At 45.8% G+C, this 14569-nt stretch carries 18 protein-coding genes; 11 read left to right on the forward strand and 7 right to left on the reverse strand.

Translation table 11 applies throughout. The features are described from left to right. The first annotated feature begins 4 nt into the window (after positions 1-4). Both WB308_RS05585 and WB308_RS05590 read left to right on the forward strand, forming a co-directional pair. Positions 5-358: a hypothetical protein gene (locus tag WB308_RS05585; protein ID WP_424189821.1), complete on the forward strand. Its 354-nt coding sequence runs from the start codon at positions 5-7 to the stop codon at positions 356-358. Next, positions 358-1098 (forward strand): exonuclease domain-containing protein, encoded by a 741-nt coding sequence (locus WB308_RS05590; RefSeq protein ID WP_424189823.1) that lies wholly within the window; start codon positions 358-360, stop codon positions 1096-1098. Before WB308_RS05585 ends, WB308_RS05590 begins: the two co-directional genes overlap by 1 nt. A gap of 122 nt (positions 1099-1220) precedes the next feature. On the opposite strand, the gene WB308_RS05595 is transcribed toward WB308_RS05590, so the two are convergent. Next, a complete protein-coding gene (locus tag WB308_RS05595) occupies positions 1221-1481 on the reverse strand; it encodes a tetratricopeptide repeat protein (protein ID WP_424189825.1) in 261 nt (86 codons plus the stop codon). Between the two features lie 158 nt (positions 1482-1639). Between WB308_RS05595 and WB308_RS05600 the strand changes: the two genes are divergently transcribed. From WB308_RS05600 to WB308_RS05615, 4 genes are read left to right on the forward strand one after another with little or no spacing between them, the layout of a single operon-like run. Further along, positions 1640-2887 (forward strand): hypothetical protein, encoded by a 1248-nt coding sequence (locus tag WB308_RS05600; RefSeq protein WP_424189827.1) that lies wholly within the window; start codon positions 1640-1642, stop codon positions 2885-2887. Next, entirely contained in the window at positions 2887-3879 is a 993-nt protein-coding gene (locus WB308_RS05605; protein WP_424189829.1) for an AAA family ATPase, read from the forward strand. The genes WB308_RS05600 and WB308_RS05605 overlap by 1 nt, the downstream gene beginning before the upstream one ends. Further along, positions 3876-4952 carry a VWA-like domain-containing protein gene (locus WB308_RS05610; RefSeq protein ID WP_424189831.1) on the forward strand — a complete coding sequence of 359 codons (1077 nt, stop codon included), beginning with the start codon at positions 3876-3878 and terminating at the stop codon, positions 4950-4952. Before WB308_RS05605 ends, WB308_RS05610 begins: the two co-directional genes overlap by 4 nt. Further along, positions 4945-6183, forward strand: coding sequence for an ATP-dependent DNA helicase (locus WB308_RS05615; RefSeq protein WP_424189833.1), 1239 nt, complete (start codon positions 4945-4947; stop codon positions 6181-6183). Before WB308_RS05610 ends, WB308_RS05615 begins: the two co-directional genes overlap by 8 nt. Here the strand turns inward: WB308_RS05615 and WB308_RS05620 are convergent. The 4 genes from WB308_RS05620 to WB308_RS05635 form a co-directional block, all read right to left on the reverse strand. Then, complete coding sequence (locus WB308_RS05620; protein WP_424189835.1) at positions 6167-6910, reverse strand: ABC transporter permease; 744 nt, start codon at positions 6908-6910, stop codon at positions 6167-6169. The genes WB308_RS05615 and WB308_RS05620 overlap by 17 nt on opposite strands. Before the next feature lie 18 nt (positions 6911-6928). Then, positions 6929-7201: a helix-turn-helix domain-containing protein gene (locus WB308_RS05625; RefSeq protein ID WP_424189837.1), complete on the reverse strand. Its 273-nt coding sequence runs from the start codon at positions 7199-7201 to the stop codon at positions 6929-6931. Continuing rightward, a complete protein-coding gene (locus WB308_RS05630) occupies positions 7194-7535 on the reverse strand; it encodes a type II toxin-antitoxin system RelE/ParE family toxin (RefSeq protein ID WP_424189839.1) in 342 nt (113 codons plus the stop codon). Before WB308_RS05630 ends, WB308_RS05625 begins: the two co-directional genes overlap by 8 nt. A 183-nt stretch (positions 7536-7718) precedes the next feature. Next, on the reverse strand, positions 7719-8315 hold the full coding sequence (locus tag WB308_RS05635) for a peroxiredoxin (RefSeq protein WP_305531995.1): 597 nt from the start codon (positions 8313-8315) through the stop codon (positions 7719-7721). Between the two features lie 163 nt (positions 8316-8478). On the opposite strand from WB308_RS05635, the gene WB308_RS05640 reads away from it, so the two are divergent. Both WB308_RS05640 and WB308_RS05645 read left to right on the forward strand, forming a co-directional pair. Beyond that, on the forward strand, positions 8479-10242 hold the full coding sequence (locus WB308_RS05640) for an ABC transporter ATP-binding protein (protein ID WP_424189841.1): 1764 nt from the start codon (positions 8479-8481) through the stop codon (positions 10240-10242). Between the two features lie 9 nt (positions 10243-10251). Beyond that, entirely contained in the window at positions 10252-11319 is a 1068-nt protein-coding gene (locus WB308_RS05645) for an AI-2E family transporter (RefSeq protein WP_424189842.1), read from the forward strand. Positions 11320-11402: 83 nt separating this feature from the next. Here the strand turns inward: WB308_RS05645 and WB308_RS05650 are convergent, their stop codons facing one another. Both WB308_RS05650 and WB308_RS05655 read right to left on the reverse strand, forming a co-directional pair. Then, positions 11403-11711, reverse strand: coding sequence for a hypothetical protein (locus WB308_RS05650; protein WP_424189843.1), 309 nt, complete (start codon positions 11709-11711; stop codon positions 11403-11405). Between the two features lie 9 nt (positions 11712-11720). Next, a complete protein-coding gene (locus tag WB308_RS05655; protein WP_424189844.1) occupies positions 11721-12122 on the reverse strand; it encodes a hypothetical protein in 402 nt (133 codons plus the stop codon). A gap of 161 nt (positions 12123-12283) precedes the next feature. On the opposite strand from WB308_RS05655, the gene WB308_RS05660 reads away from it, so the two are divergent. From WB308_RS05660 to WB308_RS05670, 3 genes are all read left to right on the forward strand, one after another. Then, positions 12284-12928, forward strand: a complete 645-nt coding sequence (locus WB308_RS05660; protein WP_424189845.1) for a ParA family protein — start codon at positions 12284-12286, stop codon at positions 12926-12928. Positions 12929-12957: 29 nt separating this feature from the next. Beyond that, a complete protein-coding gene (locus tag WB308_RS05665; RefSeq protein ID WP_424189847.1) occupies positions 12958-13179 on the forward strand; it encodes a hypothetical protein in 222 nt (73 codons plus the stop codon). Positions 13180-13334: 155 nt separating this feature from the next. Then, the coding region (locus WB308_RS05670; protein ID WP_424189849.1) for a cadherin repeat domain-containing protein at positions 13335-14569 on the forward strand (1235 nt) is incomplete at its 3' end.

Here is a 14569-nt window from a genome sequence, read left to right on the forward strand (position 1 = left end):
AAAAATGGCCTATATTACACAACTAAAACATTTGATTCAAAACGAATTGATTCCCGATGTCGAAGAACATATCGACGATATTTTTGAAGCGATCGCCTCTCAAAAAGATGCATCGCCGCAAGAACGTGCACAGCTTGAAGATATGCAAGCGCTGCGTGATGAGTACAAAGAACTTCTCGGTGAGCTCAATAGCGGTGATATCGACGAAGAAGAGGCGGAACAACTCTATACGGAACTTACCTCAATGCGAGAGGGCGGAGATGAAGACGAAGACGATCTTTATTACGATGAAGAAGATGATGAAGATGAAGATGACTATGATGAGTTCGATATCGATGCTGAAGATGATCAGTATTAATGGCTAAATTCGTACTTCTCGATACCGAGACGACGGGGGCAGGGGAGAGTGACCGGATTATCCAATTGGGATATATGGTTTTAGACGGTAAAAAGGTCGACGTCTATAACGATCTGTGTACCGCCGAAGTTCCTATCGGCTTCGGGGCGATGGAAGTGCACGGTATTACTCCCGACATGATCGAGGGGAAACCGGCGTGTACCCAAACCAGTGCTTTTCAAACCCTGTGTGAGCTTAATACTCCCGATAATGTCCTCATTATTCACAATGCCCCATTTGATTTAGGGATGCTGGCCAAAGAGAGTTTCACTTCCCAAATGCGACTGATCGACACCTTGCGTTGTGCGCGTCATCTCTTTGAGGATGAGGAAGCCCATCGGTTGCAGTATTTTCGCTACCGTTTGGGGTTATATAAAATCGAACAAGCCGAAGCCGATGCGCTGGGGATCGTTGTTAAAGCGCACGATGCGATCGGGGATGTTTTGGTCCTCAAACTTTTTCTCACTGAGCTTCGGAAACGGTTACAAGAGCGGTTTGAGGGGGTAAACCCGATCGATAAAATGGTCGAGTTGACCCAAACACCGGTATTTTATACCCGCCCTTTGAAGTTTGGCAAGTACAAAGGGAAAACCCTCACCGAGATTGCTGAAGCAGATCGTGGCTATTTGACGTGGATGTTGGGTAACATGGATACCCTCGATGAGGATATGCGTTACAGTATCAGACGGGTATTGGAATAAATCTGCCTCGTAGAGGCAAGCGTTTGCCTGCACTTTGCTAGGCTTTTCGCTTCGCTGCATGTGCCATAGCGGCTAGCATCACCAAAGGGATTTGATTCCTTTGGTGTTCAAAATAAAATAGCTTAAAACGTCGTTTTGGTTGACGTAGCGATTTCGCTGAGGCGATAAGCGGCGTCGACGTGGCCGTTTCGCATCGCTTTTTTCCACCACTCCATCGCTTTATCGACATCTTTGTCCACACCCTCTCCGTAGAAATAAAGCATTCCCATGTGAAATTGTGCTTCAGGATCACGTTTGTAAGCGGCCAGCGGGTAAAGAATCTCATGCGCTTTTATAAAATCTCCCGCATCGTAGGCGGCAATACCTTCGTAGAGTTCTTCCATCGAATATCCTTTTTTTTCTGCCCCAAAAGAGGCAAGCTTTAGTGCCATAGCGGCAAACGATAGGTGAAGGGATTTTATTCCTTTACCGTTATATAAAAATAATACTGACATTATAGCGTTGCGTGATTTTTTTAGGCTGATGGATTATAATGCGCGGTATGAACTATGAAGAACTTTGCGGAAAATCGATTTTATTGTTGGGAAAAACCCGTGCATTGAACATGGAAGAGTTTGATACCCTTTTGAAATTGCATAAAATCGTGCGTCTCAGCAGTTATACGGATGATGTTTCTCTCATTATCGAGGGGCGGATGATGAATCCCTATGAGCAAGGTGAATCGGCACGTCTGTATGAAACACAAACTGTCCCCATCGTCGAACTTTCCAGCGTCGAGAAGTGGTTATGCCGCTCCATCGAACCCAATCGATTGCTGATGAGTCTGAAGCTTTCCCGTAATCAAGAACGTCTGGTCGATTTTCTCCAAAATCCCTATATCACCGATGAACTTTTTTTCAAACTTTTGAAACTGTATGATTGGCAGAACGAGGGACTCTTTGACAATGACTCCAATCGTGATGTGACTGCGGCGATTATCGGTCGGTTTTACATCGATTTGGATCGTAACCACAACGTTCAGTATGCGATGAGTGGATTAGCCCATTTGATCGAGCGGTATGGAAACAGAGAACTGATTAATGCCATTGTGGAACTCTCCCCTATCGCAAATGAAATCAAAAATCCCAAAGATCGCTCTTTAAACGGGGTGTTGGATGCGATTGCACTTCACCCCGATACGGACGAGGCTATTTTGCGTCTGCTATTACAGGAAAGAGCGGTATTGTTAGCTCATCGGGAACCGTTGTCATTAGAGAGCGAATTATTGGGATTGAATCGTGATGATGTCAACGAAATTCTCGCACAAAATCATTCCCTCTCACCCTATGGGGTTGTTCAGTTGGAATCAGCCTATCCCCATTTGATTGCTTCGAAAACGCTATTGGATGAGGATCGGTTTGCTCGATTGAAAGAACAGTATGCCCCGGATTTGGGATCAAATCCAAGCCTCTCTTCCGTGATGCAAGAAAAACTTTTTGCTCTAGGGGAAGATACGGTTTTAAAAGCGCTCGCTTCCAATCCAGTGACAAAAAAAGAAATTTTAGATCGCCTCTTCGAGAGCGGACAATTTTCTGCTTCTCTCGCTTCCAACCCCTCACTCTCTGGCGATAAACTCGGATCGCTTGCCGCTATCTCGGATGCAGAGGTATTATCGGCTCTTGCGGCCAATACTTCCACGCCAATCGAGACTCTGTATCAACTCTCATTGGATCGACGGTTTGAGAGGGCGGTAAAAACAAACCCGACTTTCGGAAAACACATACAAACTCATAACATAGGATGGTTCTGATGCGCAGCTCACAGGCGAAAATAACGATTGAATCGTTGATCGAATCGCAGATTCCGACCTTTCTCTGGGGGGCACCTGGGATCGGAAAATCCTCCATTATCAAACAGATTGCCAAAGAGAAAAACCTCGAATGCATCGATTTGCGCCTCTCCTTGCTCGATCCTACCGATCTTAAAGGGATTCCGTTTTACGAGAAAGATTCCCATACGGCACTCTGGGCACCGCCCTCTTTTTTGCCGCGTGAGGGGAGAGGAATCTTATTTCTTGACGAGCTTAACTCCGCCGCTCCGGCCGTACAGGCTTCGGCCTATCAGCTGATCCTCGACCGTAAAGTGGGGGAATATACCCTTCCTGAGGGGTGGGCGATTGTTGCCGCCGGAAATCGGGAGGGGGACCGGGGGGTTGTTTACCGTCTCCCATCACCTCTCGCGAACCGTTTTGTCCATATTGAGATGGAGGTCAATGTGAGCGATTGGCGCGATTGGGGGATAAAATCGCGGATCGATTCGCGTATCCTCGCCTATATCGGGTTTAAAAATAGCGCATTGTTTGGTTTTGACCCTCTAAAAAATGAGCGGAGTTTCGCGACACCGCGCAGTTGGGAAGCGGTTCATAAAATCCTCCAAAGCCCGCTGCCAAGCAATCTCCTTCTCGAAGCGATTAGCGGCGCAGTGGGGGAAGATGCGGCTGTCGATTTTTTAGGGTATTGCAAAATCATGGATCATCTTCCCAATATTGATGCAATTTTACGCGGTGATGAGGTGGAAGCACCGAGCGAACTCTCCACCCTTTATGCCCTCTCCAATGTTCTCGTCTCCCGTATTCTCAGTGCTCACAATGAAGAGGCTCTCTCGAACGTTTTGCGTTATACGCTGAAACTGAAAAACGAGTTTGCCGTCCTCATCGTCCAAGACCTTCAGCGTCAGGGGGTTGTGATGGAGCATTTGGATGCCTTCGGCGAATGGGTAGAGGCCTACGCGTATCTGCTATGATCGATTTTTCTCCCCTCAAAGCCAAATTACTTCTCGATTATCCGTTTTTTGGCACGATTGCGAGCGGTATGGAGAACGTTGTAAACGATAACATCGAGAGTTTTGCTATCCGTGAGGGGCGGTTTGAATATCGTGAGGGGTATATGGAGTCTCTTGGTGAAGCGGAGCGGATGTTTACTCTGTGTAATGGGGCTTTACATGAGGCGTTGAGCCATACCCAAAGACGTGGAAATCGGAGTCCATGGTTATGGAATATGGCGTGCGATTACGCGATTAATACGTTGCTGATCGAGAGCGGTTTTACCCCTCCCCCCTCTATCACCTACGATAAACGGTTCGGTAATCTGAGTGCCGAAGAGATTTATCATGAGCTTTCACTAGAGTTTTTAGATCAGGAACAAAATGACCGAGACAGTGATGAAGGGCGTGATGAACCGGGGCTGGATGAAAAGCTCTCTCGTGCACAGCGTGAAAAGCGCTCAGAGGAGGCATTGGAGAAATCAGATCCCCTCAGTGAAGTGATCCATCATCTGATCCAACCGCATAAAAAGTCTCTCATCGATTGGCGAAGTGAACTGCGCGAGAGGGTTGGGGGGTATTATGTCAGCGATTACACCCTCATTCCTCCAAGTAAAAAGCTCCTCTATGCTGGTGTCTATCTTCCAGGGGTACATTCTCGCCATTTGGAGCTGGCCATCGCGATTGACAGTTCGGGATCGGTCGATGAGGTGCTATTGGCACAATTTATTGCCGAGGTAGAATCGATCACCGAACTGTTTGGCTCGTATACGATTGATCTGATTGTCTGCGATGATAAAATCCGCTCCTATGAGAAATTTGAGCGGGGAGAGTCTATCACCTATACTCTCAACGGTGGAGCGGGGACCGATTTTAGGCCTGTATTCGAGCTGATCGGGTCGTGGATGCACCGACCGAAAGTACTGTTGTATTTTACCGATTTGGATGGTAAGTTCCCTCTGTATGAACCGCCGTATGAGGTGCTTTGGATTGCACCTATCGAGGTAGAAGTTCCGTTTGGGCGGGTGATCGAGTTAAAGGATAAGAATGGTTGAAACCGCGTTAAAGATGTTAGAACATTCGAACCTTTTTATTACGGGCGGTGCAGGGTCGGGTAAAACAACATTGACTCGTGCTTTGATCGACGATGCACTGCAAAAGGGCAAATCGGTTGCCCGCCTCGCCTCGACGGGGATGGCGGCAACACTGATCGGGGGGCAGACGCTCCACAGTTTTTTCGATCTGGGGATTGCCAACTCCCAAGAGGAGTTGGAGCGCAACGGCAAACTCGAACCGTCTAAAAAAATTATTAAACTGATCCGCTCTATGCAGATGATCGTCATCGATGAGATTTCGATGGTGGGGGCGCAACTCCTCGATATGATCCGCCTTCGACTCCTTCAAGCCGAATTTAGCGGACGGGTCATCGTAGTTGGAGATTTTTTACAGCTCCCACCCGTAACGCGGGGGAATGAACCGATCTATTTCGCCTTTGAATCGCCATCATGGGAGCGGCTTGGATTTGAGACGCTCCATTTAGAAGGATCATACCGTACCCACGAAGCGGAGTTTTTATCTCTTTTAGAGAAAGTACGTCATGCCCGTCTCGATGAAGAAGCGCATTATGCCCTCGAAGCATTGGTAAAACCGTTGAACGAGGACATGTCTACGATGACACTGCTGTTTGGTAAAAACATCAGCGCACAGAATCATAACCGCTCACAGTTGGAACACATAAACGGTGAGATTATCGAGATTGAAACCTATGTAACGATCCATGATAAAAAGATGCAAGAGCGGGATGTCGAGCGGTTTATGATCGAGAGCCGTATCGAGCCGATACTAGCTCTTAAAGTCGGTGCGCCGGTTCTCTTTACCCGTAATGCATGGAATTATTATAACGGCGAGCGTGGGATGATTACTTCTATCGAAGAAGAGGTGATATGGGTCAAAAAAGCGGACGGGGTCAGTGTCAAAGTAGAGCGGGTCGATACGATCAAAACGAGATGGGTCGAAAAAGGGAATACGGCAAGTGAAGAGAAGCTCATCACCCTAAGCCAGTTTCCCCTAACCCTTGCATTTGCTATTACGATCCATAAATCGCAGGGGATGAGCTTGGCGGATTATGTGATCGAGACGAATGAAATTTTCGCCCCCTCACAGTTTTACGTTGCACTTTCCCGCTCCGTATCGGCACATCGGGTGACATTGATCAAACCACATAGAGGGTGGGAGAAACTCTGTTTTGTCCATCCTAAGGCGAAACGATTTAGCGAGGATTTGTAAAGGCCGCGCCGATAATCATCCGATAGGAGAACATCGTACTAAATACGGCTGCAAGTAGAGCAACAGCAACCATCATATACATGACGGCGAGCTGATAGGAGACTGCTCGAAGCGGATCGGCTCCGGCGAGGAGCATCCCCGTCGTGATGCCGGGGATATGGATGATCCCCACCGTCTGGAGCATATTGAGTGTCGGGATCATCGAGGCTTTGACGGAGGCTTTTGAGGCAAAAGAGAGTGCCTCTTTGAGCGGTGCACCCAGAGCCACCATCCCCTCGATAATCTCAATCGTATTTTTGACCTCTGAGCGGAACCGCTCGGTGCTTTGGGTATAGACGTTGAGCGCATTGCCGATGATCATCCCCCCGATGGGGATCATCTCATGCGGCACCATATGGATCACCCCGAACGCCATCATAGAGAGAAAGACGATCCCTGACGACGCGCCGAGGGTAAAAAAAGCGATTTTAAAACTGTGCTCACCCAACGGAGAGCGTTTTTTTGCTGTATAAGCACCGAAGGTTACCATCCCCAGTAATACAAAAAACAGTAACGAGGGGTACTCGATTTTAAAGAGATAAACGAGTGCGTAGCCGAGGAGTCCGAGCTGAACCATCGCCAAAATTGAGTTCGTCAGTATGGTTTTTTCGAGACCGAAGTGTTCACGGCGTGAGTACCATAGGGCAAAAATGATGAGAAGGTATGAGGCTAAAAAAGAGTATTGCATAAATTATTATACTGGATTCTAGACGACGGTAATCTCTATTTTTTTATTAAAGGCATTGGCGAGCTTTTGTAAAAAATCGATCCCTACATTGACCGAGCCGTTTTCGATACGGCTAATGACCGTTTGTGTTGTCCCCAGCTTTTTAGCCAACTCGCCTTGGGTGAGTTTGTATTGCAACCGTAGGGAGAGCAAAATATCGATAATTTTAAATCGTAACTCTTTTTGCTCATATGCTGTTTTAAAATCTTCGTTTTGGAGTGATTCGTTTAGATGTTGTTGGAAATCATCCATTTTGTACCTCTTTTAGCCGTTTGATGGCAATGTCAAGCTCTCTTCTTGGAGTCGCTTGTGTTTTTTTCTGAAAGCCGTGCAGCATGACAAATGTTTTATCGGTGTGGGCGAAATACAACACCCGATATATACCGGATTTATCTTTTGCTCGAACTTCGTAAACTTTTTGTTCTAATGGTCTGACGAAGGGAAGCCCTAATTCTATGCCATACTTTTGTAAAAGAGTGAATATCCTGAAAATTTCAGCTTTCGGTTCATTGGCAAGTTCATCTAACCACTCTTTTACAGGTAATTTGCCGTTTTGGTTTTGATAATAATTTATTTTCCACTGCATAGTTATTATATCTTATTAGATATATTTTTGTCAATCAAGTTATTAAAATTGAGTGTATTCATCGTGGAGCCTCTTGTGTTGATCATAACAGTATAAGAGTGATTTTTTAGGTGAGAATTAAAAATGACAAATTGCAATATTGAAGTAAAAAATTGGGTTTCCCCGAAAGGGGAAAAGGAGAAATTAAAGTGTTTCTGCGTGTTCTGCAAGGTACTCAGCAACACCCTCAGTGCTAGCTTTCATACCTGCATCACCTTTTGCCCAGCCTGCCGGACAAACTTCACCGTGCTCGTTCGTGAACAACATTGCATCGATCATACGGAGCATTTCATCGATGTTACGTCCGAGTGGAAGGTCGTTGATAACCGCGTGGCGAACCGTTCCGTCTTTGTCGAGCAAGAATGATCCGCGAAGTGCTACAGAATCACCGAGCAATACATCGTAATCGCGTGAAATTTGTTTGTTCAAATCGGCTACGAGAGGGTAACGAACTTGTCCGATACCGCCTTGGTTTACCGGAGTATTTTTCCATGCAAAGTGGCTGAATTGTGAGTCAACGGATACACCGATTACGTTGATTCCACGTTCTGTGAATGCATCAAGGCGGTGATCAAACGCGATCAATTCAGACGGACAAACGAAGGTAAAGTCCAACGGATAGAAAAATAATACGGCACCTTTTTCGCCGAGGTTTTCGTACAAGTTGAAGTTATCAACGATTTGGTTGTTTCCAAGAACAGTTGTAGCGGTAAAGTCAGGAGCTTTTTTAGTAACGAGCATGTGATTTCCTTATAGGGTTTTCGAGTAATATGGGGAAATTGTAACACACAAAGATTAATTGAACTGAGATGGTTCAAGTTAACCCAAAAATATAAAGGATAATTTTTATTATTTAGAACAGGAGTTGCAGTATTCTCTTTAGCAGATTGGATATAATCGTATTATGTTTACTTTTAAATCCCTTTTTTTGATGATGCGCGATTACAAGCCGGAGTTGCTTCGTGGTAACCTGATCGCGATTGTTGCGACCTTGGTCAGTATCCCCATCCCTTTGCTGATCCCTTTGCTCGTCGATGAGGTATTGCTTCATAAAGGTGGGTGGATCACCGATTTCATTGATAAATTCACTCCGCTGCACGAGCCACTCCTTTATATCGGGATTGTATTGCTTGTAACCGTCTCGCTTCGATTTTTGTTTTTTATCCTCAGTGTCCTTTCCCAGCGTTATTTCATCACCCTCTCCCAAGAGATGAGTTTTAAAATCCGTGCTCAAGCGCTCGAGCATCTTAAAAATGTCTCCATGAGCGCGTATGAGCGGCTTGGAAGCGGAAAAGTTGTTACCCATCTGGTGACCGATATTGATACGATTGAGCAGTTTTTGGGAAGCGCACTTTCCAAACTGATCGTCTCGGTAGCCACCCTCATTGGTGTAGCGGTTGTACTCATTTGGATTAATCCTCTGTTCGGGATTTTGATCCTGATTTTTCAGCCCCTTATCATGATTGTAACACGCAAGATTTCGGGTCGTGTCGGGAAACTGAAAAAAGAGCAAAACCGTACCATCGGCGAGCTTTCCGATACCCTGACTCAGATGTGTGATCTTTTCGGACAGATCCGAGCGAGCAATAAAGAAGAGCGTTTTATCAAACGTAGTATTGTTCAGGCGCAGCGTCTTAAAGAGAGTGCAGGACGCTACGGTATTCAAGCATTACGGGGCGAGCGGTTTTCGTATACCCTCTTTTTGAGCGGATTTGAGATCTTTCGTGCGTTGGGACTGGTCATGGTACTGTATTCGGATCTCTCTATCGGACTTATGTTCGGAATTTTCGGCTACTTGTGGTTTATGATGACTCCGGTACAGGAGCTGTTATCACTCCAATACAGTTTTGCCAATGCTAAAAATGCCCTTGCCCGTCTCAACGAACTCCTCTCCCTTCCCAAAGAGCCCTCCTATACGATCTCCTCAGATCCGTTTGCCGAAGCTAAAGGAATCTGTATTGAAACCTCTGCATTGGTGTTTGGTTATGATCCCTCCGAGCCGGTATTGAAAAATCTTACTCTCTCCATTGGAGCCGGGAAAAAAGTGGCGATTATCGGTGCCAGCGGGAGTGGAAAGAGTACACTTTCTCAGCTCCTCGTCGGATTTTATCCCCCCACATCAGGAGATATCCGTTATAACGGGATAAGTGTCGATCATATTGGATTTTCCCGTATCCGGGATGAAATCTTTGTTGTGCTGCAACAGCCGTTAATGTTTAACGATACTCTCCGATTTAATCTTACGATGGGGGATGAGGTAGCGGATGAAGCTATTTTCGAAGCATTAGGTATTGCGCAGCTCTCTCATTTTGTCCGTACTTTACCGCAGGGATTGGAAACTCAGGTGGGTAAACTTGGAATTCGACTCTCCGGAGGGCAGCGTCAGCGTCTTAGTATTGCGCGGATGGTACTCGCGAATCCGAAGGTAGTCATTTTTGACGAGTCGACTTCCGCACTGGATGTCCATACTGAGTCTGCCCTGTTTGAAGCGTTAGAAAAATTTCTAGAAGGGAAAACAGTGATCATCATCGCCCACCGTCTCAGTACGATTACGAAAGCCGATTATATCTACGTTCTCGAAAACGGTTCTGTTTTGGAAGAGGGAACACGTGAAATGTTAGAGCATCTGGATGGAAGTTTTAAAAGCTTCGTTCACCATCAATACTAAAGGGTAGCAATGGAAAACAAGATATTTGTCCGTTTTATGATTTTTTTGGCCTTGGGGCTCGTCATATGGTTATTTTCCCCTTTTTTAAAAAGCTTTTTTGTTGCTTTTTTATTGGCGGTCGTCATTTTCCCGTTGTACCGTATCGTTGAAAGCAAACTGCGGTGTATCCCCATGCTAAGCTCTGGAGCGTCACTTTTTTCGGCGGGTATTGTGACACTGGGACTCTCTTTGATCCTTTTTGTCCCCATTGCGACGTTCTTGTACTACCTGTTCAATCAGCCCGCCAGCAGTATTGAGATGATCCGTTCTTTAGGAGATAGGATTGATACCCTCACAACGACTCTTCCGGCATATTTAGGGTGGCTGAAAGAGCCATTGGACCATCTGATCGAAATGGCTAAAATGCACCGAGATGAGATTACTACCACATTGGCCGCATGGTTGGGGAGCGGATTGAAAACTTTTTTCTCTATGCTGGGAGAGATGGTCATGGTCGTTATCTTTTTCTTTTTCCTAAGCTGGTACGGACGAAGTATTATGCTTTTTCTTCTTCCCATTGTCCCCCTCTCACGAACGGTCAAAAGGGCAGTTTTTACCGATATGCTGAGTACGACGGCAGTGGTGTTTTATACGCTTGGGGGTGTGATGATTACCCAAGGGCTGGCATTTGGGATTTTTATCGCTTTTTTCGAAGGCTACAACCCCTTTTTACTCGGATTTATGACCGGGATTGCGGCTATCATCCCGGTTGTAGGGACCGCACTGGTATGGATTCCCGTAGCGCTGAATGAATATTTTGAGGGGAATATTATGAATGCCGTGATCATTTCGATCTATTCGTGGGCGATGATGGCATTTTTTATTGATAACATCGTTAAATTGCTCATTTTGAATTTTGTTAACCGTGCATTAAATGATGAAAAACGGAAGATGAATGAGTTTTTGATTTTTTTCGCGCTGGTAGGAGGATTGGCAACATTCGGGTTCTGGGGATTTATATTTGGTCCTGCCATTGTCGCTTTTGCCCTAACGACGCTTCGGATGCTCCGTAAAACAAACCGGAGTCCGTTGCACTGATTTATTTCTGCCTCAAAGAGGCAGAGGTTCCCGTGCTATAACGGCTTGTAAAACCAAGGGGATTTATTCCTTTGGTACAACGACTAGGATGCTTGGAGTGCTTTAACCTCTTCACGTAATCGAGAGAGTTCCGCCATAATTTCGGTGATTTCGTCGGTCGTTTTAGCTTCACTGCCGTGGGTGTAGCGCTCGATGGTTGATTGGACATTTTGGGTCAACGTGTCGAGTTTACTTTTCGCTTTATCGATAAGGGTATTATGATCGATATTGAGATTTCCTTCCAGCTCATGGATTTTATCGACGATTTCGTCTTGATGTTTAAACAGATAATATCCGGCAATGGTACCGAGTGCGGCACCGACGATAAAGGTGAGTGTATTGTTGTGGTCCATATTTTTCTCCTAGGGGTTATTTTTTTTCTTTAAAATTTGGGACAATGCTCCGATCAAGAGGGAGCCGATCGTTACTTTCGCGATGCCGTTCGACGCTTTGAGGGCGAGGGTTTTGGTTTCATCATGGAGAAACGAGATTAAATTGTGCAATTCGATTAGCGAGAGTTTCGATTTATCGCTGAGAGAGCGGGTCTCTTCTTTGAGATGACCGAGGAGTTCGTTTACCTCATGCAGTGTGAGTACCGCTTTGGTTGAGAGGAAACTGAGCTCGTTTTGGACATGAGCGGTAAATTCACTAAGCTGTTGCATCGTTTTGAGCGTATAGATACCGATCATAATAATAACGACCGTTACAAATACGCTGCACAGGGCGATAATGCCGACGAAAATTGTGAGCCAGTCTATTTCCATCGAAACCTCCTTCTTGGATGAGCTTTGGTTAGATGATAACGAAAGATTTCTTAAGGTTGAGGGCGCTTTATTTTTGAGCGGATCGTGAATTTTATGTAGGGTCTCTTTTAAGGGTATAAAATATATACTTTAAATATTCTATTCATATCGAAGGTATATAAATGATCCTCACTCTCTCGCATCAAAAAGGGGGCGTCGGCAAATCCACCGTTGCGTGGAATCTCGCCGTCAGCTTCTCCAAGATTATGGATACCCGCATCATTGATCTGGACACGCAGCGTTCCCTCACCGTGACGAATGCTCTGCGCCGTGAACACAGCCTCTCACCGATACCGATGCTCCATTTCAACACTGCCGAAGAGTTGGCGGAGTATGCGGCAGCCGATTCGGACGATGTTCTCACGATTATCGATTCGGGGGGATTTGACAGTGCTTTTAACCGTGTCGCCATCATCGCTTCGGATCTGCTCATTACCCCCGTAAGCGACAAGCCCTTTGATCTGATGGGATTGCAAAAATACGAAGAGATCCTCAAAAGCCTCTCCGAGATTCAGGGCGAAACGATCAAAACCCATATCCTCTTTAATAACATCAATCCTGCGATGAAACGGTTCGGTGATTTGATCGACTTTGTCTGTACCTCCGAACACTTCGAACTTCTCGTCTCGATTCTCCGTCAACGTGTCGATATCGCTAACTCTGTCGGAGAGGGAAAAAGCATCAAAGAGTACCGGATTTTCAGCCGTGCTGACCAGGAGATGGATGATTTGTTTGAGGAAGTTAAATCTATTTTGAATATAAAATAGATATTAAAAATATATATAAAGGATATCGAATGGCCAAAAAAAGTTTTTTGCAGAATATCGAAAAGGTGAAAAGTTCCGCCGCCATGAGCGAGCGTGAAGAGAGTCATAAAAATGACAAAGAGAAGAAAAAAAAGCTCATTACCATCCCCACGGCATGGGAAGATAAAATTCGTGAGTTTCACGGCGGAACCGTCAGTGCCTATATCCTGATCGCACTGCAGGAACGGATGCAGCGTGACGGGCTGATTTAGCAAGTGAGATAGTCTAATGGATACAATAGTGATACATAATGAAACATATTTTCATGATTATTGATATGTAGGAAAATATCTTCAAAATAAACATAACAAAACAATTGAAATGATATAAGATTAATATTGTAGAGTTTTTTATTGGAGGCAGAATTATGAAATCACATGTGACAGCGCAGTCGGTGCAGGTTAAAGAGGTATTGGAGATTGTAGGGGACAAAGGGACCGTACAAAATCTAAAAACAGGTGAAGCGAATCTAATAAAAGTAAAAGCCGGTGAAAAATACCGGATTGTTAAAAAACTGGGTGGTAAAGAGGAGATCGTTGATGATGTTGTCGCCATAAAATCAGATGAGACGCTTCAGCTCCAATATGCCGACGGAACGCATGTCATATTCGAAGGATTTTATCAAGAAAACAGTTCCTCAGTAGAACTGGCCGCAAATGAGGGGGGAATCCACACCATTACATCGATGGGCGATATGGGCTCGACAGATGGCAATACATTTGTGTATGCACACGGGAATCATGACCGGTTGATGGGGATGACTCAGGGGAACGAGCAATTACAGGTAGCCGTTGCGAAACAAACGGGCGTATCGAATTTGCCTCATTACGCTGCAGCAGCTACGGGAGCTGTTACGGATGCTGCCGGAGGTGGTGCTGGAGGAGTCGGAACTGCCGGCGGTGCAGGGGGGTTCATGGGGCTTTCTAACGGTGCGCTGCTAGGGTTGGGAGCACTTACGGTCGGAGGTGTTGCTGTTGCTATAGGAAGCGGTGGGGGTGAAGATAGCACTCCTGATACAACGGCACCGGTCATTACATCAGGAACTACCGCGACAGCGATTGATGAGAACAGTGGAGCGGCTCAAGTGGTTTACACAGCGACTGCAACCGATACTTCTGCAATTACCTATACACTAAAAGCTGCAACCGGTGATGTTGCACTATTTACCATTAATCCAACAACCGGAGCAGTAACGCTAACAGCTGATCCGAACTTTGAAGCCAAATCAAGCTACAGCTTTACGGTGGTTGCGACCGATGCATCAAACAATGCAAGCGAACAAGCGGTAACCTTGGCGATTAACAATGTGAACGAGGCACCTGTAATTACATCAGCTGCGACAGCGACGGCGATTGATGAGAACAGCGGAGCGGGGCAAGTAGTTTACACAGCTATTGCAACCGATGAAGACACGGCGGATACAATTACCTACAGCCTGGGCGGTACCGATGCAGGATTGTTCAGCATTAACGGTACGACAGGTGCGGTAACACTAACGGCGGATCCAAATTTTGAAACCAAATCCAGCTATTCATTCAACGTCATTGCAACCGATAACGGTACCGGCGCACTCTCAGATACGCAAGCCGTGACATTGGCGAT

The sequence above is a fragment of the Sulfuricurvum sp. genome (genome assembly GCF_049587615.1).
Classification (GTDB): Bacteria; Campylobacterota; Campylobacteria; order Campylobacterales; family Sulfurimonadaceae; genus Sulfuricurvum.

What these genes read in the sequence shown, in the direction of transcription:
- WB308_RS05620 (WP_424189835.1), bottom strand. Translation starts at nt 6,910, where the DNA reads ATGCAATACTCTTTTTTAGCCTCATACCTTCTCATCATTTTTGCCCTA.
- WB308_RS05650 (WP_424189843.1), bottom strand. Translation starts at nt 11,711, where the DNA reads ATGGACCACAACAATACACTCACCTTTATCGTCGGTGCCGCACTCGGT.
- WB308_RS05635 (WP_305531995.1), bottom strand. Translation starts at nt 8,315, where the DNA reads ATGCTCGTTACTAAAAAAGCTCCTGACTTTACCGCTACAACTGTTCTT.
- WB308_RS05655 (WP_424189844.1), bottom strand. Translation starts at nt 12,122, where the DNA reads ATGGAAATAGACTGGCTCACAATTTTCGTCGGCATTATCGCCCTGTGC.
- WB308_RS05595 (WP_424189825.1), bottom strand. Translation starts at nt 1,481, where the DNA reads ATGGAAGAACTCTACGAAGGTATTGCCGCCTACGATGCGGGAGATTTT.
- WB308_RS05665 (WP_424189847.1), top strand. Translation starts at nt 12,958, where the DNA reads ATGGCCAAAAAAAGTTTTTTGCAGAATATCGAAAAGGTGAAAAGTTCC.
- WB308_RS05630 (WP_424189839.1), bottom strand. Translation starts at nt 7,535, where the DNA reads ATGCAGTGGAAAATAAATTATTATCAAAACCAAAACGGCAAATTACCT.
- WB308_RS05600 (WP_424189827.1), top strand. Translation starts at nt 1,640, where the DNA reads ATGAACTATGAAGAACTTTGCGGAAAATCGATTTTATTGTTGGGAAAA.
- WB308_RS05640 (WP_424189841.1), top strand. Translation starts at nt 8,479, where the DNA reads ATGTTTACTTTTAAATCCCTTTTTTTGATGATGCGCGATTACAAGCCG.
- WB308_RS05610 (WP_424189831.1), top strand. Translation starts at nt 3,876, where the DNA reads ATGATCGATTTTTCTCCCCTCAAAGCCAAATTACTTCTCGATTATCCG.
- WB308_RS05590 (WP_424189823.1), top strand. Translation starts at nt 358, where the DNA reads ATGGCTAAATTCGTACTTCTCGATACCGAGACGACGGGGGCAGGGGAG.
- WB308_RS05660 (WP_424189845.1), top strand. Translation starts at nt 12,284, where the DNA reads ATGATCCTCACTCTCTCGCATCAAAAAGGGGGCGTCGGCAAATCCACC.
- WB308_RS05645 (WP_424189842.1), top strand. Translation starts at nt 10,252, where the DNA reads ATGGAAAACAAGATATTTGTCCGTTTTATGATTTTTTTGGCCTTGGGG.
- WB308_RS05615 (WP_424189833.1), top strand. Translation starts at nt 4,945, where the DNA reads ATGGTTGAAACCGCGTTAAAGATGTTAGAACATTCGAACCTTTTTATT.
- WB308_RS05605 (WP_424189829.1), top strand. Translation starts at nt 2,887, where the DNA reads ATGCGCAGCTCACAGGCGAAAATAACGATTGAATCGTTGATCGAATCG.
- WB308_RS05625 (WP_424189837.1), bottom strand. Translation starts at nt 7,201, where the DNA reads ATGGATGATTTCCAACAACATCTAAACGAATCACTCCAAAACGAAGAT.
- WB308_RS05585 (WP_424189821.1), top strand. Translation starts at nt 5, where the DNA reads ATGGCCTATATTACACAACTAAAACATTTGATTCAAAACGAATTGATT.